22 protein-coding genes and 1 other RNA gene are annotated in these 22,006 nt (G+C 60.1%); 7 read left to right on the forward strand and 16 right to left on the reverse strand.

Annotated elements, in window-relative coordinates:
• Positions 1 to 208: 208 nt before the first annotated feature.
• The 9 genes from gcvH to ICA15_RS12085 form a co-directional block, all read right to left on the reverse strand.
• A complete protein-coding gene (gene gcvH, locus ICA15_RS12045) occupies positions 209 to 592 on the reverse strand; it encodes a glycine cleavage system protein GcvH (protein WP_047304068.1) in 384 nt (127 codons plus the stop codon).
• Between the two features lie 48 nt (positions 593 to 640).
• Positions 641 to 1,723 carry a glycine cleavage system aminomethyltransferase GcvT gene (gene gcvT, locus ICA15_RS12050; protein WP_150616807.1) on the reverse strand — a complete coding sequence of 361 codons (1,083 nt, stop codon included), beginning with the start codon at positions 1,721 to 1,723 and terminating at the stop codon, positions 641 to 643.
• A gap of 155 nt (positions 1,724 to 1,878) precedes the next feature.
• Positions 1,879 to 3,495 carry an ABC transporter permease gene (locus ICA15_RS12055; RefSeq protein WP_210553414.1) on the reverse strand — a complete coding sequence of 539 codons (1,617 nt, stop codon included), beginning with the start codon at positions 3,493 to 3,495 and terminating at the stop codon, positions 1,879 to 1,881.
• 144 nt (positions 3,496 to 3,639) lie between these two features.
• Positions 3,640 to 4,644, reverse strand: coding sequence for an extracellular solute-binding protein (locus tag ICA15_RS12060; RefSeq protein ID WP_210553413.1), 1,005 nt, complete (start codon positions 4,642 to 4,644; stop codon positions 3,640 to 3,642).
• Between the two features lie 269 nt (positions 4,645 to 4,913).
• Positions 4,914 to 6,131, reverse strand: a complete 1,218-nt coding sequence (locus ICA15_RS12065) for a 2-octaprenyl-3-methyl-6-methoxy-1,4-benzoquinol hydroxylase (protein ID WP_210553572.1) — start codon at positions 6,129 to 6,131, stop codon at positions 4,914 to 4,916.
• 9 nt (positions 6,132 to 6,140) lie between these two features.
• Positions 6,141 to 6,626, reverse strand: coding sequence for a DUF4442 domain-containing protein (locus ICA15_RS12070; RefSeq protein ID WP_210553412.1), 486 nt, complete (start codon positions 6,624 to 6,626; stop codon positions 6,141 to 6,143).
• Positions 6,619 to 7,806, reverse strand: a complete 1,188-nt coding sequence (gene ubiH, locus ICA15_RS12075; protein WP_210553411.1) for a 2-octaprenyl-6-methoxyphenyl hydroxylase — start codon at positions 7,804 to 7,806, stop codon at positions 6,619 to 6,621. Before ubiH ends, ICA15_RS12070 begins: the two co-directional genes overlap by 8 nt.
• Entirely contained in the window at positions 7,803 to 9,137 is a 1,335-nt protein-coding gene (gene pepP / locus ICA15_RS12080; RefSeq protein ID WP_210553410.1) for a Xaa-Pro aminopeptidase, read from the reverse strand. The genes ubiH and pepP overlap by 4 nt, the downstream gene beginning before the upstream one ends.
• 27 nt (positions 9,138 to 9,164) lie before the next feature.
• Positions 9,165 to 9,725, reverse strand: coding sequence for a YecA family protein (locus ICA15_RS12085; RefSeq protein ID WP_042561664.1), 561 nt, complete (start codon positions 9,723 to 9,725; stop codon positions 9,165 to 9,167).
• Between the two features lie 118 nt (positions 9,726 to 9,843).
• Between ICA15_RS12085 and ICA15_RS12090 the strand changes: the two genes are divergently transcribed.
• The 4 genes from ICA15_RS12090 (at position 9,844) to ICA15_RS12105 (ending at position 11,261) form a co-directional block, all read left to right on the forward strand.
• The gene (locus ICA15_RS12090; protein WP_016985919.1) at positions 9,844 to 10,053 is read left to right on the forward strand and encodes a TIGR02449 family protein; all 210 of its coding nucleotides are present in this window, start codon (positions 9,844 to 9,846) and stop codon (positions 10,051 to 10,053) included.
• Complete coding sequence (locus ICA15_RS12095) at positions 10,050 to 10,367, forward strand: cell division protein ZapA (RefSeq protein WP_007967943.1); 318 nt, start codon at positions 10,050 to 10,052, stop codon at positions 10,365 to 10,367. Before ICA15_RS12090 ends, ICA15_RS12095 begins: the two co-directional genes overlap by 4 nt.
• 30 nt (positions 10,368 to 10,397) lie before the next feature.
• Positions 10,398 to 10,576, forward strand: a non-coding RNA gene (gene ssrS / locus ICA15_RS12100) — 6S RNA.
• 79 nt (positions 10,577 to 10,655) lie between these two features.
• Positions 10,656 to 11,261, forward strand: a complete 606-nt coding sequence (locus tag ICA15_RS12105) for a 5-formyltetrahydrofolate cyclo-ligase (RefSeq protein WP_150616812.1) — start codon at positions 10,656 to 10,658, stop codon at positions 11,259 to 11,261.
• Between the two features lie 35 nt (positions 11,262 to 11,296).
• On the opposite strand, the gene ICA15_RS12110 is transcribed toward ICA15_RS12105, so the two are convergent.
• On the reverse strand, positions 11,297 to 11,452 hold the full coding sequence (locus tag ICA15_RS12110; RefSeq protein WP_164488117.1) for a hypothetical protein: 156 nt from the start codon (positions 11,450 to 11,452) through the stop codon (positions 11,297 to 11,299).
• 197 nt (positions 11,453 to 11,649) lie between these two features.
• Between ICA15_RS12110 and ICA15_RS12115 the strand changes: the two genes are divergently transcribed.
• Positions 11,650 to 12,099, forward strand: a complete 450-nt coding sequence (locus tag ICA15_RS12115) for an EVE domain-containing protein (protein ID WP_150616813.1) — start codon at positions 11,650 to 11,652, stop codon at positions 12,097 to 12,099.
• Positions 12,100 to 12,201: 102 nt separating this feature from the next.
• On the opposite strand, the gene ICA15_RS12120 is transcribed toward ICA15_RS12115, so the two are convergent.
• Entirely contained in the window at positions 12,202 to 12,609 is a 408-nt protein-coding gene (locus ICA15_RS12120) for a flagellar basal body-associated protein FliL (RefSeq protein ID WP_191626493.1), read from the reverse strand.
• Between the two features lie 150 nt (positions 12,610 to 12,759).
• Here ICA15_RS12120 and ICA15_RS12125 point away from each other — a divergent pair, with 150 nt between their 5' ends.
• Positions 12,760 to 13,737: an NADPH:quinone oxidoreductase family protein gene (locus tag ICA15_RS12125; RefSeq protein WP_150616814.1), complete on the forward strand. Its 978-nt coding sequence runs from the start codon at positions 12,760 to 12,762 to the stop codon at positions 13,735 to 13,737.
• Between the two features lie 200 nt (positions 13,738 to 13,937).
• Complete coding sequence (gene glpT / locus ICA15_RS12130; protein WP_210553409.1) at positions 13,938 to 15,287, forward strand: glycerol-3-phosphate transporter; 1,350 nt, start codon at positions 13,938 to 13,940, stop codon at positions 15,285 to 15,287.
• Here glpT and ICA15_RS12135 read toward each other — a convergent pair.
• The 5 genes from ICA15_RS12135 to rho all read right to left on the reverse strand — a co-directional run bounded on the left by ICA15_RS12135 (position 15,263) and on the right by rho (position 22,002).
• Positions 15,263 to 15,931, reverse strand: coding sequence for a gamma-glutamylcyclotransferase (locus ICA15_RS12135; RefSeq protein WP_042561674.1), 669 nt, complete (start codon positions 15,929 to 15,931; stop codon positions 15,263 to 15,265). The genes glpT and ICA15_RS12135 overlap by 25 nt on opposite strands.
• Before the next feature lie 195 nt (positions 15,932 to 16,126).
• Positions 16,127 to 17,095, reverse strand: a complete 969-nt coding sequence (locus ICA15_RS12140) for a CDP-6-deoxy-delta-3,4-glucoseen reductase (protein ID WP_150604767.1) — start codon at positions 17,093 to 17,095, stop codon at positions 16,127 to 16,129.
• On the reverse strand, positions 17,095 to 18,561 hold the full coding sequence (gene ubiD / locus ICA15_RS12145) for a 4-hydroxy-3-polyprenylbenzoate decarboxylase (protein WP_150604768.1): 1,467 nt from the start codon (positions 18,559 to 18,561) through the stop codon (positions 17,095 to 17,097). The genes ICA15_RS12140 and ubiD overlap by 1 nt, the downstream gene beginning before the upstream one ends.
• An 80-nt stretch (positions 18,562 to 18,641) precedes the next feature.
• A complete protein-coding gene (locus ICA15_RS12150; protein ID WP_210553408.1) occupies positions 18,642 to 20,603 on the reverse strand; it encodes an acyltransferase family protein in 1,962 nt (653 codons plus the stop codon).
• A 139-nt stretch (positions 20,604 to 20,742) separates the two neighbouring features.
• On the reverse strand, positions 20,743 to 22,002 hold the full coding sequence (rho, locus tag ICA15_RS12155; RefSeq protein ID WP_150604770.1) for a transcription termination factor Rho: 1,260 nt from the start codon (positions 22,000 to 22,002) through the stop codon (positions 20,743 to 20,745).
• Positions 22,003 to 22,006: the final 4 nt, after the last annotated feature.

The raw sequence follows: 22,006 nt of genomic DNA on the forward strand, positions 1-22,006 counted from the left end.
CTCTTGGCTGGCGCTCGGCGTCAAGGCAAATACGGTCAAACCAGCATAGCAGTGCCCTTGAAGATCAAAAGATCGCAGCCTTCGGCAGCTCCTACAAAGGCTATGTATATCCATAATTGGACTCCTGCAGGAGCTGCCGCAGGCTGCGATCTTTTGATCCTGAAAAAAAAGCCCCGACAAGTCGGGGCTTTGGGGTGCAGCGCTCAGCTTACTCGCCGATGGCAGCCTTGTAGGCAGCCGCGTCGTGCAGCTTGTCCAGCTCAGCCTTGTCGCTAGGCTTGAGCTTGAAGATCCACGCACCGTACGGGTCGGAGTTCAGCAGCTCAGGCGAACCGCTCAGCTCTTCGTTGATCGCGATGACTTCACCGCTGACCGGGGCGTAGATGTCGGAAGCGGCCTTCACCGATTCGACCACACCGGATTGATCGCCAGCCGCGAACACTTTGCCGACTTCCGTCAGCTCGACGAACACCACATCACCCAGCGCTTCCTGCGCGTGATCGCTGATGCCCACAGTGACGGTGCCGTCGGCTTCCAGACGTGCCCATTCGTGACTTTCGGCAAAACGCAGGTCGGCAGGAATATCGCTCATCTTCAGTGTCCTCAAGAAATTGTCAGCGGTGGTGCCCGCCGGAAAAGGTTAGATCAAAGTTTTGCCATGGCGTACGAAGGTCGGTTTGACCACTCGTACCGGGTACCACTTGCCACGGATTTCCACTTCGGCGCGGTCGGCAGTCGCCATCGGAACACGCGCCAGGGCAATCGATTTGCTTAGCGTAGGAGAGAAACTACCACTGGTGATCTCTCCTTCGCCAACATCGGCGATACGAACCACCTGGTGGGCACGTAAAACACCGCGTTCCTCAAGCACCAGACCGACCAGTTTGTGTGCAACGCCAGCGGCTTTTTCAGCCTCCAGCGCAGCACGGCCGATGAACTGACGCGAGGCCGGTTCCCAGGCGATGCTCCAGGCCATGTTGGACGCCAGCGGCGAAACGTCTTGATGAATGTCCTGACCGTAGAGGTTCATCCCGGCTTCCACGCGCAACGTGTCGCGGGCACCGAGGCCGATTGGGGAAATGCCCGCACCCACCAGATCGTTGAAGAATGCCGGGGCCTGATTGGCCGGCAATACGATTTCCAGACCGTCTTCACCGGTGTAACCGGTGCGGGCAATGAACCAGTCGCCGTCGGTTTCGCCTTCAAAGGGTTTGAGGTGCTGGATCAGCGTGGCACGGGACTGGGTGACCAGTTCGGCAATCTTGTGCCGGGCGTGCGGGCCTTGAATGGCCAGCATCGCCAGTTCCGAGCGCTCGTGCAGTTGCACGGCGAAACTGCCGAGTTGCGCCTGCATCCACGCCAGGTCCTGATCACGGGTCGAGGCGTTGAACACCAGACGATAACCGTCTTCGAGGCGGTAGACGATCATGTCATCGACGATGCCGCCACGCTCGTTGAGCATGGTGCTGTACAACGCACGGCCGGGGCGGTGCAGGCGTTCGACGTCATTGGCCAGCAAATGCTGGAGCCAGGCCTTGGCCTGGGCGCCGTCAACATCGATTACGGTCATGTGGGACACATCGAACACCCCGCAATCGCGGCGCACTTCGTGGTGCTCCTCGACCTGCGAGCCGTAATGCAGTGGCATATCCCAACCGCCAAAATCGACCATCTTCGCGCCGAGGGCGAGATGCAGGTCATACAGAGGCGTACGCTGTCCCATGGGTTTCTCCTTCCGGGCGTGGCGAGGGTGCGGACTGCCGCTGCACGGGTGAAAGCCTTGAAATATAAGGCTTTCAGCCGTTTCCAGCGAACGGGTCTGTCAGACGAACCGCACCGAATGCCGCGCATTGTAGCCGCATGATTCAGGACTGACGACTAAGTGTTTCGGTGCGCCGAGCGCCGGATCAGACCAATGACCGGCAATAGTCCGACCAGAACCAGGGTCAGCGCCGGCAAAGACGCCCTCGCCCATTCGCCTTCGCTGGTCATTTCAAAGATGCGTACGGCCAGCGTGTCCCAGCCAAACGGGCGCATCAGCAGGGTTGCCGGCATTTCCTTGAGCACATCGACGAACACCAGCAACGCCGCGCTCAACGTACCGGGCAGCAACAACGGCAGATACACTTTGAAAAACAGTCGCGGCCCACTGACACCCAGGCTACGTGCCGCTTCCGGCAAAGATGGCCGTATACGCGCCAGACTGCTTTCCAACGGGCCATACGCGACGGCAATAAACCGCACCAGATACGCCATCAGCAACGCCGCCAGACTGCCGAGTAACAACGGTTTGCCTGCACCACCGAGCCAGCCGGAAAGCGGAATCACCAGTTCGCGATCCAGATAACTGAAGGCCAGCATGATCGATACGGCCAACACCGAGCCCGGCAGGGCGTAACCGAGATTGGCCAGACTGACCCCGGAGCGGATCGCCCGGGTCGGCGCCAACCGTCGGGCGAACGCCAGCAGCAAGGCAACGCTGACAGTGATCAACGCCGCCATGCCACCCAGATAGAGGGTATGCAGGATCAACCCGGCGTAGCGCTCATCAAGATCGAAGCGCCCGCGCTGCCAGAACCACACGACCAATTGCAAAACCGGAATCACAAACGCGCAGGCGAAGACCAATACGCACCAACTCATCGCGGCGAAGGCCTTGAGCCCACGCAGGTGATACAGCGCCTTGACCCGAGGCCGCTCGTTGCTCGCCCGGTTCGCGCCGCGTGCGCGACGTTCGCCGTACAGCACCAGCATCACCACCAGCAACAACAGGCTGGCCAATTGTGCCGCACTGGACAGGCTGAAAAAGCCGTACCAGGTCTTGTAGATCGCTGTGGTGAAGGTGTCGAAGTTGAACACCGAGACCGCACCGAAATCCGCCAGAGTCTCCATCAGCGCCAGTGCCACGCCCGCACCAATCGCCGGACGCGCCATCGGCAACGCTACGCGCCAAAAGGCTTGCCAGGGTGATTGCCCGAGCACGCGCGCGGCTTCCATCAGGCCTTTGCCCTGAGCGAGAAACGCCGTGCGTGCCAACAGGTAAACGTAGGGGTAGAAGACCAGCACCAACACCAGAATCACCCCACCAGTGGAGCGAACGCGCGGTAGCCGCAGGCCGGAACCGAACCATTCACGCAGCAGGGTTTGTACTGGCCCGGCGAAGTCGAGCAAGCCGACAAACACGAAAGCGAGCACATAGGCCGGGATGGCGAAGGGCAGCATCAATGCCCAATCGAGCCAGCGACGGCCGGGGAATTCGCAGAGGCTGGTGAGCCAGGCGAGGCTCACCCCCAGCAGCGTCACGCCGACGCCAACGCCGAGCACCAGCGTCAGGGTGTTGCCCAGCAGGCGCGGCATCTGGGTTTCCCACAGGTGTGACCAGATCTGTTGATCGATGGTCTGCCATGACAGCAGCAGAACGCTCAGGGGCAACAGCACCAGCGCGGCAATGGCGAAGACGATGGGATACCAGCGGCGTTGGGCGGGGTGGGCCACTTGCGAACTCTCGTGGAGGAAAAACGTAGAGTGTAAGGAGAAAAGCAAAAAGATCGCAGCCTTCGGCAACGCCTACAGTGGGATTGTGCTCACCCTGTAGGAGCTGCCGAAGGCTGCGATCTTTTGCTCTCTAAATCAGCAGACTCAGTTCCAGCCCGCCCGATCCATCATGCGAATCGCTTCGGCCTGGCGCTTGCCCGCCACTTCCACCGGCAAGGTGTCGGCAATGAACTTGCCCCATGCGGCCACTTCTTCCGACGGTGCAACGGCAGGGTTGGCCGGGAATTCCTGGTTGACGTCGGCGAAGATTTTCTGCGCCTCAGGCGTGGTCATCCACTCGACCAGTGCCTTGGCGGCTTCCGGGTGTGGTGCATGTTTGGTCAAGCCGATGCCCGACAGGTTGACGTGCACACCGCGATCCGCCTGATTCGGCCAGAACAGTTTGACCGGCAGTTCCGGCTTCTGCTTGTGCAGGCGACCGTAGTAATAGGTGTTGACGATGCCGACATCGCACTGCCCGGCATTGATCGCTTCGAGCACTGCAACGTCATCGGAGAACACATCGGTGGACAGGTTGTTGACCCAGCCCTTGAGGATTTTCTCGGTCTTCTCGGCGCCATGTACTTCGATCATGGTCGCAGTCAGTGACTGGTTGTAGACCTTCTTCGCCGTGCGCAGGCACAGGCGACCTTCCCAGTTCTTGTCGGCCAGTGCTTCGTAGGTGGTCAATTCGCCCGGCTTCACTCGCTGAGTGGAATAGGCGATGGTCCGTGCGCGCAGGCTCAAACCCGTCCAGGCGTGGCTGGAGGCGCGGTATTGCTGCGGGATATTGGTGTCGATGGTTTTCGAGGTGAACGGTTGCAGGATGCCCATCTGCTCGGCCTGCCAGAGGTTGCCGGCATCGACGGTCAGCAGCAGGTCGGCGGTGGCGTTCTCACCCTCGGCCTTGATGCGCTGCATCAGCGGCGCTTCCTTGTCGGTGATGAACTTGATCTTCACCCCGGTTTTGGCGGTGTAGGCATCAAACACCGGTTTGATCAGTTCATCGATGCGCGAAGAGTAAACCACCACCTCGTCGGCGGCCTGGGCAGTGGTGCTGCCGATCAGGGTCAAGGCCAGTGCGGTCAGAAGACGCTTGGGTGCCAACATGGGAGTGGTCTCTCGGTCGGGAAATGTGGGCCAAATGATAAGGACTCACATTTACCTTCTCAATCGATCACTTGGGCAAGGAGTTACCAGATGTTGCATGGCGCTAAACGCCCCCCTGTAGGAGCTGCCGAAGGCTGCGATCTTTTGACCTTGATCTTAAAAAACAAAGTCAAAAGATCGCAGCCTTCGGCAGCTCCTACAGAGGGACGCATTGCCAAAATGTAGGAGTGAGCCTGCTCGCGATGAGGCCATCAGCCTCAATGCAGACCTCAGGGTTTTGCGAGTGCCGGAAGGTCCCCGGTCAAGCCGAGGGCTTCACGCACGAACAACGCCTTGGCCTCAGGCATCTGCTCAACCAGCTTCAACCCGGCATTACGCAACCAGCGCACAGGCAGCGGGTTGGCCTGGAACAAGCGCTCAAACCCTTCCATCGCCGCCATCAACGCCAGGTTATGTGGCATGCGCCGGCGCTCGTAGCGGCTCAGCACTTTCACATCCGCGAGCCGTTCACCACGCTCGGTCGCCTGCAACAGCACTTCGGCCAGCACCGCCGCATCGAGGAAACCCAGGTTCACGCCCTGCCCCGCCAGTGGATGAATGGTGTGCGCGGCATCGCCGATCAGCGCCAGGCCTTCGGCTACATAACGCTTGGCATGTCGCTGACGCAGTGGCACGCACAGCCGTGGATCGGCACTGACGACTTCGCCCAGGCGACCTTCAAACGCGCGCTCCAGCTCACGGCAGAATGCCGCTTCATCCAGCGCCATCAAACGTTCGGCTTCGCTCGGGGTGGTCGACCAGACGATCGAGCACCAGTCCTGCTGACCATCGCGTTCCAGCGGCAGAAACGCCAAAGGCCCGTGATCGGTGAAACGCTGCCACGCCGTCATCTGATGCGGTTTGCTGCTGCGCACACTGGTGACGATCGCGTGATGCAGATAATCCCATTCGCGGGTCGCGACACCGGTCAGACGGCGCACCGCGGAATTGGCGCCATCCGCCGCGATCACCAGCGGAGCGCGCAACTGCCGACCATCGGCCAGGGTCAGCAACCAGTCATCACCGGAACGGCGCATCTGTTCCAGCCGTGCATTGGCCAGCATGCCCAGATCGCAATCGTGCAAACGATCAAGCAAGGCATCCTGCACCACACGATTTTCGACGATATGGCCGAGTACATCGGCATGCACGCTGCTCGCCGAGAAGTGAATCTGCCCGGTGCCGCTGCCGTCCCACACGTGCATGTCGGTGTAGGGACTGCTGCGCCGACTGGCGATGCCGTCCCACACGCCAAGGCGTTCGAGTATTCGTTGGCTGGCCGCCGACAACGCGCTCACGCGAGGCTCGAATGACGCCTGGGCATCGAACGGTTTGACGCTCAGCGGGCTGCCGTCGAGCAGCAAAACCTCCAGGCCACTGTCCTGCAACGCCAGCGCCAGGGCGCTGCCGACCATTCCGGCTCCGACAATCAGCAGATCTGCGCGCATTTCCATGCTTTAAGCCTGTCTCGCTTGCGGCTTGAGCCGCACGTAAAGGGTTTTACCGACCCGCGCGACAAGGTTGCCGGCGCCGTCATGAATATCGACCTGCAACTGCGGCAGGTACTTTTCGCCATTGGCGGTCTGCCGACGCACCTCATCCAGCAAGGTGTCGTCGATGGTAAACCGGGCGAACACCGGGCCTTTGCCCGGCGCAATGAAATCGACGTCGGCGGCCTTGTCCCAGACGATGTACCGCGACCCGAGATTTTCCATCAGCATCAACATGAAGAACGGATCGACCATCGAATACAGACTGCCGCCGAACTGCGTGCCGACGTAGTTGCGGTTGTACCAGCCCAACCCCATCGACACTTGAACATCGCGAAAGTCGTCGCTGATGTGCCGCACCCGAACACCGGCGCCGAGATACGGCGGGTAAAACGTCATCGCCCAACGCATCAACCGCGCCTTGCCGAACGTGTTGCTCAACCACTTAAGCATCCGGACGTGTTCCCAAACCCATGGCCTGGCGGGCGAACCAGCGCTTGGCGGGTGGTAACAGGTCGAGACCGAGCAAACCGATGTTGCGCCCCAGCGATACCAACGGCTGGGTGCTGCCGAACAGCCGCGTAACCTGATCGGAGAACCCCACCGTGAGGTCCTGATCGAGACGCTGACGCTCGCGATACGCCTGCAACGTGGCGAAATCGCCCAGCGGTTTGTCGCTGGCGAGCAAAGCCGCGGCAAGAGCATCGGCATCACGCAGGGACAGGTTGAAACCCTGCCCCGCAATCGGATGCAAACTGTGCGCAGCGTTGCCAAGTACAGCCAGATGCGAGCGCACCTGCTCCTCGGCTTCGACCAGCGACAACGGATACAAATGCCGCGCGCCCACCTGTTTCAACGTGCCGAGACGGTACCCAAACACGCCCTGCAATTCGCTGAGGAAATCGCGCTCGCTCAAATCGGCCAGGCGCTGCGCGTCCATGCCCAGACGCGTCCAGACCAATGCGCAACGGTTATCCGGCAGCGGCAGCAAGGCCATCGGGCCCTCGTCGGTGAAACGCTCGAACGCCATGCCGTTGTGCGCTTCGCTCGGGGTGATGTTGGCGATCAGCGCACTCTGGTTATACGGACGCTTGCGCACGTTGATGCCCAACTGCTCGCGCAATCCGGAACGCCCGCCATCGGCAAGCACCGCGAGGTCGCATTGAAGGGTGGTTTCATCATTGAGGGTCAGACGATAGCCGTCGGGCAGCGGCTCCATGCGCGTGACTTCCGCCGGGCAACGCCAACTGATCACGTCTTTGTCGACGTGCTGCCACAGGCATTGGCCGAGCCAGGCGTTTTCCACCACGTAACCCAGCGCTGGCACGCCCTCTTCCATCGCCGACAACCGCGCGGTGGAGAAGCGGCCACGATCGGACACATGAATCTGTTTGATCGGCTCGGCGCGGCGGGAGATTTCCTGCCACACGCCCAGCCGTTGATAGATTTGTCGCGCGCCGAAGGACAGCGCCGAAGAGCGCGCATCGTAGCTCGGCTGCCAACTGTCGCCAGGCGCGAACGGTTCGATCAGCACGATCTTCCAGCCGCGCGCCTTGGCCCCCGCCTGCAGCGCCAATGCCAGACTGGCGCCGACCAGGCCGCCACCGATGATTGCCAGATTGACTCGACTCATGCCGCGTGTGTCCGTGCTTGCGCCATCAGCGCTTCGATGTCGGCGACGGTTTTCGGTACGCCGTTGGTGAGGATTTCACAGCCGGTCTTGGTCACTACCACGTCATCCTCGATGCGCACGCCAATGCCGCGCCATTTTTTCGCTACGTTCTGGTTGTCCGGGGCGATGTAGATGCCCGGCTCCACGGTCAGCGCCATGCCGACTTCCAGCACGCGCCATTCGCCGCCGACCTTGTATTCGCCGACGTCGTGTACATCCATCCCCAGCCAGTGGCCGGCGCGGTGCATGTAAAACGCTTTGTAAGCCTCAGTCGCGATCAATTCGTCGACGTCGCCCTGCAACAGGCCCAGCTTCACCAAACCTGCGGTGATGACTCGAACCGTGGCTTCGTGCGCCTGATTCCAGTGCTTGTTCGGGGCGATTTCAGCGAATGCAGCTTCCTGCGAGGCGAGTACCAATTCGTAGATCGCTTTCTGCTCGGGCGAAAACTTGCCGTTGACCGGCCAGGTGCGGGTGATATCGCTGGCGTAGCAGTCGATTTCGCAACCGGCGTCGATCAGCACCAGATCACCGTCCCTGAGCAGCGCGTCATTTTGCTGGTAATGCAGAATGCAGCTATTGCGCCCGGCGGCGACGATCGAACCGTAGGCCGGCATCTTCGCCCCGCCCTTGCGGAATTCGTAATCGAGCTCGGCTTCGAGGCTGTACTCGTAGAGCCCGGCGCGGCTGGCCTGCATCGCACGGATGTGGGCCTGGGCCGAGATCCGTGCGGCTTCGCGCATCACCTTCACTTCTGCCGCCGATTTATACAGGCGCATGTCGTGCAGCAGATGATCCAAAGCAACGAATTCGTTCGGGGGCTGGGCGCCGAGGTGCGCTTTAGAGCGGATCACGTTGATCCAGTCCATCAGGTGTCGGTCAAATTCGGGGTTACTGCCCATCGCCGAATACACCCGGTCGCGACCTTCGATCAGGCCCGGCAGGATGTCGTCGATGTCGGTGATGGGGAAGGCGTCGTCGGCGCCAAAGTCGCGTATCGCGCCTTCCTGGCCGGCGCGCAAGCCGTCCCACATTTCGCGTTCGGCGTTGCGTTCACGGCAAAACAAAACATATTCGCCATGCTCGCGGCCGGGCATCAGGACGATGACGGCTTGCGGCTCGGGAAAACCGCTGAGGTACTGAAAGTCGCTGTCCTGACGGTAGACGTGCTCGACGTCGCGGTTGCGGATGGCCACCGCGGCGGCGGGCAGAATCGCGATGCTGTTGGGTTCCATCTGCGCCATCAGGGCCTTGCGGCGACGGCTGTATTCCGCTTTCGGGATATGGATCATGGGCAGATGGCTTTCCCTGGCTCGCGATTAATGCAGCGACGGCTTGGCGGCTGGCGGCACGTCGGCTTTTTTGGTTTCCGTGAACAGCAGCAGCGGCGCAACGCGCAGGTACTCCATGACTTCCATGTAGTCGGTCTCGCCGTCTTCGGATTCTTCCAGGGCATCTTGCACCTGGGAAATGGCGGCCAGATCCTGCAGCACTTCGGTGGCTTCAGTGCTGAGCATGCTGCTGTCGCGGCAGTTCAGGCCGAAACCGCTGAGGAAGCCCTGGCACCATTCGCCCAGTGCGGCGGCACGCTCAGCCAGTGGCGCGTCATCGGTCGGCAGCAGCAGGACGACAGTGACGTCGTCGCCGGTCAGCTCACCCTTGACCATCTCTTGCAGGCCGATCAGGGCGTTGCGGATGTTGTCCTGTGGCTCGCTTTCGAGCAGCTCGGCGGCATCGATCAGCCACTCGTCGGCATTGAAGCCGGCACCGGCGCAACTACGCCCGAGCAGCAAGCCGTGCAGTTCGGCAGGCGAGACGTTGTGGCCGCTGGAAGTCAGCAGGGTGGCAAAAGCTTGGTACGGGGAATTCGCAATGGTCATGGGCAGCTAGGCGCCAGACGGCGCTATGTCTAGAATGGAGGCCTTGTATCCTACATCGACAGACTCGCCAAGACTATTAAAGGCTGTCCGCCAGCTAACCCATCAGACAGTGAATCCAATGGAAGACAACGACCTGCAAGCGCTGATGGCCAGACTCGAACTGCTGATTGGCCGAGTCGAGCAACTAAAGAGTCAAAACGCACTCTTACTAGCTCAGGAAAAGACCTGGCGCGAGGAACGCGCGCACCTCATTGAAAAAAACGAAATCGCCCGGCGTAAGGTCGAATCGATGATTTCGCGCCTCAAGGCCCTGGAGCAAGACTCATGAGTTCAAGCAATAGCGTTACCGTGCAGATCCTCGATAAAGAATATTCGATCATTTGCCCGCAGGAAGAGCGCAGCAATCTGGTGAGCGCCGCACGCTACCTGGACGGCAAGATGCGCGAGATCCGCAGCAGCGGCAAAGTCATCGGTGCCGACCGCATTGCTGTGATGGCTGCACTGAACATCACTCACGATCTCTTGCACAAAGAAGAGCGCCCGGACATTCAAGCCAGCGGCTCGACCCGTGAGCAGGTGCGTGACTTGCTCGATCGTGTCGATCTGGTCCTGGCCGACGATCCGGACATCAGCAAGGGCTGATTCGCCAGACCGCTTGAGGTATACTCGCGGCACTCCCTGGGGTGCTTGCCAGTTGACGATGTCCCTGAGCCGATTCGCACTACCCTGGAAGTTGCACGTTGGGCTGGTGTGCATGTCCGCCAGACGGAAAGCCTTAAAGTCTACTGCATCTTCCACCTTGAACTTTCGGGTTCAAGGGCTAAGTTGACAGCGGTTCATCCGGGGAGCCTGATTCGAATCCGATGTCGGTGAATGCCGACATCGGATTTTTTATGCGTACGTTTTCGTCCAACCTGCCGAAGCCGAACCATGACCGAACCCGCGCTGCTGCCCCGCCCGCAACTCCGCCGCCTGCTGCGCAAGGCGCGCCGCGCGCTGACTGCTGCTGAACAACGCCAGGCCGCCAAAGGTTTGTTCCGGCAATTGGCGCAAGACCCGCACTTTCGCCGGGCAAAACACATTTCCCTGTACCTGCCCGCCGACGGTGAAATCGATCCGCGCCTGCTGCTGCGTGAAGCACAGCGTCGGGGCAAGGCCACGTACCTGCCGGTGCTCAGCGCCTGGCCGCGAACCAAAATGGTGTTCCAGCGCATCCGTCCCGGCGAAAAACTCAAACCCAACCGTTTCCGCATCCTTGAGCCGCGCGCCAATCTGGCTCGCCAGCGCAAGATCTGGACACTGGATCTGGTGTTGTTGCCACTGGTGGGATTTGACGACGTCGGCGGACGTCTGGGGATGGGCGGTGGCTTCTATGATCGCAGCCTGGCGTATCTGGCGCGGCGCAAGAACTGGCGCAAGCCGACATTATTGGGTCTGGCCCATGAATGTCAGAAGGTCGAACGGCTGGCGCAGGCGAGTTGGGATGTACCGTTGCAAGGCACGGTCACCGACAAGGCGTGGTATTTCGTAGACTAGACGCCGCGTAGATCAGCGGCGTCGGGGAAGCAGTTTCAGCGCTTGAAAGCTGTCGACTGTTGAACCTGTTGCGCGATTTCAATCGGTGCGTCGGCCTTGTTGGCCCACAGGCTTTGCGCGTAACCGGTGGTCACAACGCCCAAACCAAACAAAATAACCAAAACCCAAAGCAAATCCGGTTTGCGTTTCATCGATTGCCCCCCTCAAGGCACATCATCACGATGACAGCAGCGGTTTCCATTCGTAGGCCGTGCAGCAGCGTCAAGCTTTAAAGGCCGGCATTTTGCGACAACGAGAACCTGCGCGCAAACGCTGACGTCAACCGACTGTCGGTTTGTCATAAAATTGCCCGACAACTTGCCCAAAGAACGCTTCAGGAGCAAAAACCATGGCCTATTGGCTGATGAAATCCGAACCTGACGAACTCTCGATCAAAGGCCTGGAGAAACTTGGCAAAGCGCGCTGGGACGGAGTTCGCAACTATCAGGCGCGCAACTTCCTGCGCGCGATGGCGGTGGGGGATGAGTTCTTTTTCTACCATTCCAGTTGCCCGGAGCCGGGAATTGCCGGGATCGGAAAAATAATCGAGGCGGCGTATCCGGATCCGACGGCGCTGGACCCTGAAAGTCATTACTTCGATCCGAAGGCCACAGCAGAAAAAAACCCCTGGAGCGCAATCGATGTCGAGCACGTCGAAACGTTCGCGCGGGTGTTGAAGCTCGATTATCTGAAGCAGCAGACCGCGCTGGCCGAAATGCCGCTGGTGCAGAAAGGGTCGCGGCTGTCGGTGATGGCGGTGACGCCGGAGCAGTGGGCGGCGGTATTGGCGCTGCGGTAACGGCCACAAAAAAGATCGCAGCCTTCGCCAGCTCCTACAGGAAAGTGCATTCCAATGTAGGAGCTGCCGAAGGCTGCGATCTTTTGAGTTTCTAAATCTGTCTTACTGAATGATCAGGTTGTTGAACAACAGATCCTCAACCACCGGCTTGCCGGTCTCGTCATTCATTACTTGCTGCGTCTGTTTCAACGCTTCCTGACGCAACTTTTCCTTGCCCTCGATGCTGCCCATCGCCTCAGTCGTCTGCTGGGTGAACAGCGCCACCAGCTGATTGCGAATCAACGGTTCGTTGGCCTTGACCAGTTTGGTCGACTCTTCGCCGGTCACGCGCAGCGCCACATCGGCTTTGAACACCTTCAGTTTCGGCGTGCCATCGAGCCCGTAGTTGCCCACGAATGGCGGACTCAGGGTGATGTAATTGACCTTCGGCGCCTCGCCTTCTTTGGCTTCTTCGGCCAGCGCTGCCACAGGCAGAGACAGGGCCAGCAACAACATGATCCACGCTTTCACAATTCGCTCCTTATCCGGTTTGCGGCCTAGCATAACGACCCGCCGCGCAAGCACAAGCTTATGGCTGACTATCAGGGCCGGGCATGCTCGTTGACCCGTTGACTGACACACCTACACTTATCGGCCATCACTCCCAAAGGAATAGCCCTGATGAAAGCCGTGCTGTGCAAAGCCTTCGGCCCTGCCGAATCGCTGGTGCTGGAAGACGTCGCCAGTCCTGTCGCCAAGAAGAACGAAATCCTGCTGGACGTGCACGCCGCCGGGGTCAACTTCCCGGACACGCTGATCATCGAGGGCAAATACCAATTCAAGCCGCCCTTCCCGTTTTCGCCGGGCGGTGAAGCGGCGGGCGTAGTCAGCGCTGTCGGCGAAAAGGTCAGTCATCTGAAAGTCGGCGACCGGGTCATGGCCCTAACAGGCTGGGGCAGCTTCGCCGAGCAGGTCGCGGTGCCGGGTTACAACGTGCTGCCGATTCCGCCGTCGATGGACTTCAACATCGCCGCTGCATTCAGCATGACCTACGGCACCTCAATGCACGCCCTCAAGCAACGCGCCAACCTTCAGCCCGGCGAAACCCTGCTGGTGCTGGGTGCTTCCGGCGGTGTTGGCCTGGCAGCCGTGGAAATCGGTAAAGCCATGGGCGCGCGGGTCATCGCCGCGGCCAGCAGCACGGAAAAACTCGCCGTGGCCAAGGCTGCCGGCGCCGATGAACTGATCAACTACAGCGAAAACAGCCTCAAGGAAGAAATCAAACGCCTCACCGACGGCCAGGGTGCCGACGTGATCTACGACCCGGTCGGCGGCGATCTCTTCGACCAAGCCATCCGCGCCATCGCCTGGAACGGCCGTTTGCTGGTCGTCGGTTTCGCCAGCGGACGCATTCCCGAACTGCCGGTCAACCTCGCCCTGCTCAAGGGTGCGGCAGTACTCGGCGTGTTCTGGGGCTCCTTCGCCCAGCGCCAACCGCAGGACAACGCGGCGAACTTCCAGCAACTGTTCGGCTGGTTTGCCGAGGGCAAGCTGAAACCGCTGGTGTCGCAGGTCTATCCGCTGAGCAATGCGGCGCAAGCGATCAATGATCTGGGGCAGCGCAAGGCTGTCGGAAAAGTCGTCGTGCAAGTTCGCTGAACAGCATCAAAGCCGGATTGCCCCCCGCGCAATCCGGCATCTCCTATACGACCGCCATTTATACCTGAGCGACATGTTCATAAAGGAACACTCGATCTCCAACATTTCCGCTGTTTGGTGGATGCGAACCGGTGCTATTTTCGGTAACGAAACTGTAACATTCGCATCCGCAGTCAAAACAAGAAATCTGGAGCTATTGAATGTTTGCTTTCTTTCGTCCTGCCGCACATCAGGCTCCATTGCCTGAAGAAAAAATAGACAGCACCTACCGACGCCTGCGTTGGCAGATCTTCGCTGGCATTTTCATTGGTTACGCGGGTTATTACCTGCTGCGCAAAAACTTCTCCCTGGCCATGCCGTATCTGATCGACGAGGGCTACAGCCGTGGCGATCTGGGTCTGGCGATGTCGGCCATCGCCATTGCCTATGGCCTGTCCAAGTTTCTCATGGGCCTGGTGTCCGACCGCTCCAACCCACGTTTCTTCTTGCCTTTCGGCCTGCTGGTATCGGCTGGGGTGATGTTCGTGTTCGGTTTCGCGCCGTGGGCGACGTCCAGCGTGACCATGATGTTCATTCTGCTGTTCATCAACGGTTGGGCCCAAGGCATGGGCTGGCCGCCGAGCGGACGAACCATGGTGCACTGGTGGTCGCAGAAGGAACGCGGCGGCGTGGTCTCGGTGTGGAACGTGGCGCACAACGTCGGCGGCGGCCTGATCGGCCCGCTGTTCCTGCTCGGCATGGGCCTGTTCAACGACTGGCACGCGGCGTTCTACGTGCCGGCGGCTGTGGCTCTGGGCGTGGCGGTGTTTGCCTTCATGACCATGCGCGACACCCCGCAATCGGTTGGCCTGCCGCCAATCGAGAAATACAAGAACGACTACCCGGAAGGCTACGACGCCAGCCACGAAGACGAATTCAGCGCCAAGGAAATCTTCGTCAAATACGTGCTGCGCAACAAAATGCTCTGGTACATCGCCATGGCCAACGTCTTCGTCTACCTGCTGCGCTACGGCGTACTGGACTGGGCGCCGACCTACCTCAAGGAAGCCAAGGGTTTCACCGTGGATAAAACCTCGTGGGCCTACTTCTTCTACGAATGGGCGGGGATTCCAGGCACGCTGCTGTGCGGCTGGATGTCGGACAAGATCTTCCGTGGCAACCGTGGCCTGACCGGCATGGTGTTCATGGCATTGGTGACCGTCGCGACCCTGGTTTACTGGCTGAACCCGGCCGGTAACCCGACCGTGGACATGATCGCGCTGTTCTCCATCGGCTTCCTGATCTACGGCCCGGTGATGCTGATCGGCCTGCAGGCGCTGGAACTGGCGCCGAAGAAAGCCGCGGGTACCGCTGCGGGTTTCACCGGTCTGTTCGGTTATCTGGGTGGTTCGGTCGCGGCCAGTGCGGCGATGGGCTACACCGTCGACCACTTTGGCTGGGACGGCGGTTTTGTCCTGCTGGTGAGCGCATGCCTGCTGGCGATGGCCTTCCTGGCCCCGACGCTATGGCACAAGCAAGTCGCCAGTCAGAGCCGCGAAGCGGTCGCTTGATCAACCTGTGATTTACAACGCTTGAGCCGCGCCTCCAGATTTCGGTCTGGCATGGCGTGGCTACGCAGGGCGTGGGCGGTCTGCTCGACATAATCGCGAGTGGTGCCGTAACGCCCGCAAGCGCTTGCGAACACCTGGCTCAGCACGTGATCCGGCAAGTTGCCGGCATAGCTGGGCAGGTGTCGCTCCAAAACAAATCCTAATGCCTGAACCTGACTGCCATCTTCGAGCCGGCAGTTGAGCCAGTGTGGCCGATAGGACGGGAACGGCATTTCGCGCTTCCACAGCGCATACAGCGCACTGTCCAGATCATCTTCGGGCAAGCGATAAGCAAATCCACTGCACGAACCGCCACGATCCAGACCGAACACCAGCCCCGGCATTTCCGGCGTGCCGCGATGTTCGTGGGACCACAGGTACAAGCCACGATGGTAGCCATGCACGCGACCGCGCATGCGCTGCGCCGAATTGCATTCCGGCCGCCAGATCAGCGAACCGTAAGCGAACAGCCACACCGGCCCGCCCTTGTGGCGCGCCATGGTCGATTGCATGGAAGCGAGAAGTTGTTCGTGCGTCAGCTGCGGCCCAAGATCGAGCCGCGGAGGGTAAGCCAGGTTCAGAAAAGCGTTTTCAATGGCACTCATGGCGAATAGCGTTCAGCTCCCCGCGGGTGAAGAATTACTTAATAGAACGCACCGCTGTAACAATAAGGCACATATGTTTTAAGGCAATTTAGGTGCCATGGCACACTTCTTAAAAGATTGCCCGATTGATATATAACCTAGCGGTATTTACCTATTTAGATAAATACCGATCGGCTATATAGAGAGTTATAACGATTAGCCACGCGGGGCATACGCGAACACATCGGCGCGCATTTGATGAGCATCCATCCCCGCTTCGACCAGCGCGTCCAGCGTGCCGTAGACCATGGCCGGCGAGCCGCTGGCGTAGACGTGCAGTGGCTTCAGATCAGGAAAGTCTTCACAGACCGCCTCGTGCAGCATCCCGCAGCGGCCTTCCCAGCCACATTGGTCGCTGACGACTTTGTGCAGGAACAGATTGGGCAGCTTCAGCCATTCGTCCCAATGTTCGATCTCATAGAAATCTTCCGGACGGCGCACGCCCCAGTACAGATGCACCGGGTGTTTGAAGCCGTTGGCGCGGCAATGTTCGATCAGGCTGTGGATCTGGCCCATACCAGTGCCAGCGGCAACCAGCACCAGCGGCCCGTCCGGCAGCTCGGCGAGGTGAGTGTCACCGAATGGCAGTTCGACGCGCACCATCGCGTTGCGTTGCAGCTGTTCGATCAGGCTCAACGCACTGGCTTCGCGCGCCAGCACGTGGATTTCCAGGTCGCGCCCACCGTGCGGTGCCGAGGCCATGGAGAACGCTGACTTCTCGCCGCTCTCGCGCTCGATCATCAAATATTGCCCGGCGTGATAGCGCGGTGGCTTGCCGGCCGGCGCGCGCAGACGCACACGCCAGGTGTCGCCGCCGACGTCCCGGCATTCGATGACCTGACACGAAAGGCTGCGCACAGGCAGTTCTCCCAGCGCGAGCACGCCATCCCACAGCACGATGCAGTCTTCCAGCGGCTCGGCTATGCAAGTGTAGAACTCGCCGTGGTCGCGCACCGTGCCGGCCTGCTCAACCCGGCCTTCCACCAGCAACGCCGCACACACGTGGCAGTTGCCATTGCGGCAGCTTTGCGGGCAGTCGAAGCCCAGGCGCCGTGCACCATCGAGAATCCGCTCACCGGGCCGTATCTCAAGTACCGCTCCGGAGGGCTGCAGGGTTACACGCATCAATCTATTCCTAACTGATTCCAGATGGCATCGATCCGCTGGGTGACGGCGTCGTCCTTGACGATCACGCGGCCCCACTCGCGAGTGGTTTCGCCCGGCCACTTGTGGGTGGCATCGAGGCCCATTTTCGACCCCAGGCCGGAGACCGGCGAGGCGAAGTCGAGGTAGTCGATCGGCGTGTTATCGATCATCACCGTGTCGCGCTTGGGGTCCATGCGCGTGGTGATAGCCCAGATCACGTCGTTCCAATCGCGGGCGTTGATATCGTCGTCACAGACAATAACGAACTTGGTGTACATGAACTGTCGCAAAAACGACCAGACACCCAGCATCACGCGCTTGGCGTGGCCCGGATACGACTTCTTCATGGTCACGATGGCCATACGGTACGAGCAGCCTTCCGGCGGCAGGTAGAAGTCGGTGATTTCCGGAAACTGCTTCTGCAGGATCGGCACGAACACTTCGTTCAGGGCCACGCCGAGAATCGCCGGCTCATCCGGCGGACGGCCGGTGTAAGTGCTGTGGTAGATCGGTTTGATCCGGTGGGTGATGCGCTCGACGGTGAACACCGGGAAGCTGTCGACTTCGTTGTAATAACCGGTGTGGTCGCCGTACGGGCCTTCATCGGCCATTTCGCCCGGATGAATCACGCCTTCGAGGATGATTTCGGCAGTGGCCGGCACTTGCAGGTCGTTGCCACGGCACTTGACCAGTTCGGTGCGGTTGCCGCGCAAGAGACCGGCGAAAGCGTACTCGGAGAGGCTGTCCGGCACTGGCGTCACGGCGCCGAGTATAGTCGCCGGATCGGCGCCAAGGGCCACGGATACCGGGAACGGCTGGCCTGGATGCTTCTCGCACCACTCGCGAAAATCCAGAGCGCCGCCACGGTGGCTGAGCCAGCGCATGATGACTTTGTTGCGGCCGATCACTTGCTGACGGTAGATACCGAGGTTCTGACGATCCTTGTTCGGGCCTTTGGTGACGGTCAGACCCCAGGTGATCAACGGGCCGACGTCGCCGGGCCAGCAGGTCTGCACCGGCAGCATGGCGAGGTCAACGTCATCGCCTTCGATGACCACTTCCTGGCACACCGCGTCTTTGACGACTTTCGGTGCCATGGCAATGATCTTGCGGAAGATCGGCAGTTTCGACCACGCGTCTTTCAAGCCCTTCGGCGGTTCCGGCTCCTTGAGGAAAGCCAGCAGCTTGCCGATCTCGCGCAGTTCGCTGACCGACTCGGCGCCCATGCCCATGGCCACCCGCTCGGGGGTGCCGAACAGGTTGCCGAGCACCGGGATGTCGTAGCCCGTCGGCTTCTCGAACAGCAGCGCCGGGCCTTTGGCCCGCAGCGTGCGGTCGCACACCTCAGTCATCTCCAGCACCGGCGAGACGGGAATCTGGATGCGTTTCAACTCTCCGCGCTGCTCAAGCTGCTGCACGAAATCCCGAAGATCCTTGAATTTCATTGACGATGGCACCCTCAAAATAGGCGTACATCCTACCTGCTCTGACGGGCAAACAGCAGCCCGTCAGCGCCCGGCATCGCTCAATTGTGGCTCGTACCCAGCAGCAGCGGCGCAAACAACGGGCTCAGTCTGGCGCTGCCCACGTCCGAAAGATGATCCGCATCCTTGTACTGGGAGTGGCCATCGACATCGATGGCACACAGCCCGTCCTTGCACATCAGCGGCGTCGGGTCGATGACATGCACGCCCGAATCGGCGGCGCTCATCGAGCTGAACAGTGACGTGAAAAACTGCTGACGAGCCAAGTGTTCCTGCAGCGGGCGACCGAGGCCCTCTGCCGAGCGGCCGATTCGCGCCAGACTGGTCAAGCGGTCGATGAAGCTCTTGTGTTGCAACGGCACTTCCTTGAACAACCAGACTTGCACGCCCGCCTGGCGCAGTTCGGCCACTTGTGCCTTGATGCCGGCGGCCATGCGCTGCTCTGCCTGGCGCGGGTTGTCTTTGCGATCAAGCAGGAACTGCCTGTCGCCGTCGCCATCCTCGCGACCATAAACGTACAGGCTCCAGTTTGCTGCCAGCACCACGTCCTTGATCCCCAGACTGATGACGCGCTCCATGTTGCGCTTATTGAAGTCTTTGCACTGCTGGCGCAGCCTGTCTTCGATAATCGGCGGGCAACCCGTCAAGCTGTACAGCCACGCCGGCTGGACATTACGACCGGTGTTGCCTTCGATGGCCGGCAACAATGCGGCGGCGTGGCTGTCGCCCCAGAACAGTTTTGTGGCGCCACTCTCCGGATCTCCGCCCACCAGACAGGACTTGGTCAGCGCCTTGTCTGTGCTCAAGTGCATGCATTTCGACTGCCCGGCGTTCCACTCCCGGGATTGAGCGTACTCCAGCGCCTTGCCGCTCAGACGCTGGGGAACACCGTCTGCCGAGCGAATGGCCGAGCCGGTGATCGCCAGAACGGTGATCGATACCAGACCGCCGACCAACACCGAGTTACGGCTGGCGAAAATCCGCTTTTCCCGAAACGGCAGTTCGACATAGCGCAGGCTCAGCCATGCCAGGCCCAGCGCCAGGGCCATCCAGCCCAGCGCCTCCAGAGGCTGGATGCCGTCGATCGAGATCGCATTGGCATACACATAGACCGGCCAATGCCAGAGATAAAGCGAATAGGACAGCAGGCCGATCCACACCAGGGCTTGCAGACTCAACAGCCGGCTGGTCCACGTCGCGCCCTGCGCACCCGACCAGATCAGCGCCGTCGTGCCCAATACCGGGAGCAATGCTGCCCAGCCCGGGAACACCGTGGACCGGTCAAAGGTGAAAATCGCCACCAGTACCGCAGCCAATCCGGCCAGGCCGACAGACTGCCGAAGCCATGCGCTTGGGGCCTGCTTCGGCGCAGGCACCACCGCCAGCATGGCGCCGCAGAGCAATTCCCAAGCGCGGGTCGGCAGCGAGAAAAACGCGAATTCGGGCCTGCGCTCGATATAGACGATGTTCAGGCCGAACGACACCAGCAGCACGGCGAACAGCATCCAGCGCCAGTGCCGGACATAGCGCATCAGCAACACCATCATCAGCGGGAAGAAGATGTAGTACTGCTCTTCCACCGCCAGCGACCAGGTATGCAGCAGCGGTTTGAGCTCCGACGCCGGCGCAAAGTAGCCGTCTTCACGCATGAACAGGATGTTGGAGATGAACAACGACTGGTAACGAATCGTGCGCCCGAGTTCGGAAAGGTCTTTTGCCGTCAGCAACAGCCAGCCCAGCGCCAGCGTTACCACTACCACCACCGTCAAGGCGGGCAGGATGCGACGGGCTCGGCGGCCCCAAAAATCGAGGAAGCTGAAACGCTGCGCACTGATTTCACGGAACAGAATGGTGGTGATCAGGAAACCGGAAATGACGAAAAAGACGTCAACGCCGACAAAGCCGCCACTGAATGTATTGAAACCGAAATGAAACAACAGGACGGGAATGACCGCCAGTGCTCGTAATCCGTCGATATCACGGCGATTGCCAAACGTATGCATGAAAAACCTTTCTTCTTTTGGATACAAAGTCCCTGAAGGCGCGAAAGTTATCAGCAGCGTTCATTTCAATCCATACACAAATAATTTCGCGCAAAAAAAAAACGCCCCTTTCGGGGCGTCCTTTTGAACAGCGCTGGTATTACTTGCGCTTCATCGACAAGAAGAACTCGTCGTTGGTCTTGGTCGTTTTCAGCTTGTCGATCAAGAACTCGATGGCTGCGACTTCGTCCATCGGATGCAGCAGCTTGCGCAGAATCCACATACGCTGCAGTTCGTCGTCGGCGGTCAGCAACTCTTCGCGGCGGGTGCCGGAACGGTTGATGTTGATCGCAGGGAACACACGCTTCTCGGCGATCTTGCGATCCAGAGGCAGTTCCATGTTGCCGGTACCCTTGAACTCTTCGTAGATCACTTCGTCCATCTTCGAGCCGGTTTCAACCAGCGCGGTGGCGATAATGGTCAGCGAGCCGCCCTCTTCGATGTTGCGCGCAGCACCGAAGAAACGCTTTGGCTTCTCGAGGGCGTGAGCATCGACACCACCGGTCAATACCTTGCCGGAGCTCGGGATCACGGTGTTGTAGGCACGGGCCAGACGGGTGATGGAGTCAAGCAGGATCACCACGTCTTTCTTGTGTTCGACCAGGCGCTTGGCCTTCTCGATCACCATTTCGGCAACCTGGACGTGACGGGTCGGCGGCTCGTCGAAGGTCGAGGCAACCACTTCGCCGCGCACGGTGCGCTGCATTTCGGTTACTTCTTCCGGACGTTCGTCGATCAGCAATACGATCAGGTGAACTTCAGGGTTGTTACGGGCGATGTTCGCTGCGATGTTTTGCAGCATGATCGTCTTACCGGCTTTCGGCGGTGCAACGATCAGACCGCGCTGGCCTTTGCCGATCGGAGCGCACAGGTCGATCACACGACCGGTCAAGTCTTCGGTGGAACCGTTGCCGGCTTCCATCTTCATGCGCACGGTCGGGAACAGCGGGGTCAGGTTCTCGAAGAGAATCTTGTTTTTCGCGTTCTCCGGGCGATCGAAGTTGATCGTGTCGACCTTGAGCAGAGCGAAATACCGCTCGCCTTCCTTCGGAGGGCGAATCTTGCCAACGATGGTGTCACCGGTGCGCAAGTTGAAGCGGCGGATCTGGCTCGGCGAGACATAGATATCGTCTGGGCCGGCGAGGTAGGAAGCGTCAGCGGAGCGCAGGAAGCCGAAGCCGTCCTGGAGAATCTCCAGCACGCCATCACCGGAGATTTCCTCGCCGCTTTTAGCGTGCTTTTTCAGCAGGGAGAAAATCACGTCCTGCTTGCGCGAACGGGCCATATTTTCTATGCCCATTTCTTCGGCCAGTTGGAGCAGGTCGGTAATCGGCTTTTGCTTGAGTTCAGTCAGATTCATATAG

It is taken from the genome of Pseudomonas sp. P116 (genome assembly GCF_020149425.1).
In the GTDB taxonomy this organism is placed as follows: Bacteria; Pseudomonadota; Gammaproteobacteria; order Pseudomonadales; family Pseudomonadaceae; genus Aquipseudomonas; species Aquipseudomonas anatoliensis.

Coding starts and splice junctions, on each gene's coding strand:
- gcvH (WP_047304068.1), bottom strand. CDS start 592: ATGAGCGATATTCCTGCCGACCTGCGTTTTGCCGAAAGTCACGAATGG.
- gcvT (WP_150616807.1), bottom strand. CDS start 1,723: ATGGGACAGCGTACGCCTCTGTATGACCTGCATCTCGCCCTCGGCGCG.
- ICA15_RS12060 (WP_210553413.1), bottom strand. CDS start 4,644: ATGTTGGCACCCAAGCGTCTTCTGACCGCACTGGCCTTGACCCTGATC.
- ICA15_RS12065 (WP_210553572.1), bottom strand. CDS start 6,131: ATGCGCGCAGATCTGCTGATTGTCGGAGCCGGAATGGTCGGCAGCGCC.
- ICA15_RS12070 (WP_210553412.1), bottom strand. CDS start 6,626: ATGCTTAAGTGGTTGAGCAACACGTTCGGCAAGGCGCGGTTGATGCGT.
- ubiH (WP_210553411.1), bottom strand. CDS start 7,806: ATGAGTCGAGTCAATCTGGCAATCATCGGTGGCGGCCTGGTCGGCGCC.
- pepP (WP_210553410.1), bottom strand. CDS start 9,137: ATGATCCATATCCCGAAAGCGGAATACAGCCGTCGCCGCAAGGCCCTG.
- ICA15_RS12085 (WP_042561664.1), bottom strand. CDS start 9,725: ATGACCATTGCGAATTCCCCGTACCAAGCTTTTGCCACCCTGCTGACT.
- ICA15_RS12090 (WP_016985919.1), top strand. CDS start 9,844: ATGGAAGACAACGACCTGCAAGCGCTGATGGCCAGACTCGAACTGCTG.
- ICA15_RS12095 (WP_007967943.1), top strand. CDS start 10,050: ATGAGTTCAAGCAATAGCGTTACCGTGCAGATCCTCGATAAAGAATAT.
- ICA15_RS12105 (WP_150616812.1), top strand. CDS start 10,656: ATGACCGAACCCGCGCTGCTGCCCCGCCCGCAACTCCGCCGCCTGCTG.
- ICA15_RS12110 (WP_164488117.1), bottom strand. CDS start 11,452: ATGAAACGCAAACCGGATTTGCTTTGGGTTTTGGTTATTTTGTTTGGT.
- ICA15_RS12115 (WP_150616813.1), top strand. CDS start 11,650: ATGGCCTATTGGCTGATGAAATCCGAACCTGACGAACTCTCGATCAAA.
- ICA15_RS12125 (WP_150616814.1), top strand. CDS start 12,760: ATGAAAGCCGTGCTGTGCAAAGCCTTCGGCCCTGCCGAATCGCTGGTG.
- glpT (WP_210553409.1), top strand. CDS start 13,938: ATGTTTGCTTTCTTTCGTCCTGCCGCACATCAGGCTCCATTGCCTGAA.
- ICA15_RS12135 (WP_042561674.1), bottom strand. CDS start 15,931: ATGAGTGCCATTGAAAACGCTTTTCTGAACCTGGCTTACCCTCCGCGG.
- ICA15_RS12140 (WP_150604767.1), bottom strand. CDS start 17,095: ATGCGTGTAACCCTGCAGCCCTCCGGAGCGGTACTTGAGATACGGCCC.
- ubiD (WP_150604768.1), bottom strand. CDS start 18,561: ATGAAATTCAAGGATCTTCGGGATTTCGTGCAGCAGCTTGAGCAGCGC.
- ICA15_RS12150 (WP_210553408.1), bottom strand. CDS start 20,603: ATGCATACGTTTGGCAATCGCCGTGATATCGACGGATTACGAGCACTG.
- rho (WP_150604770.1), bottom strand. CDS start 22,002: ATGAATCTGACTGAACTCAAGCAAAAGCCGATTACCGACCTGCTCCAA.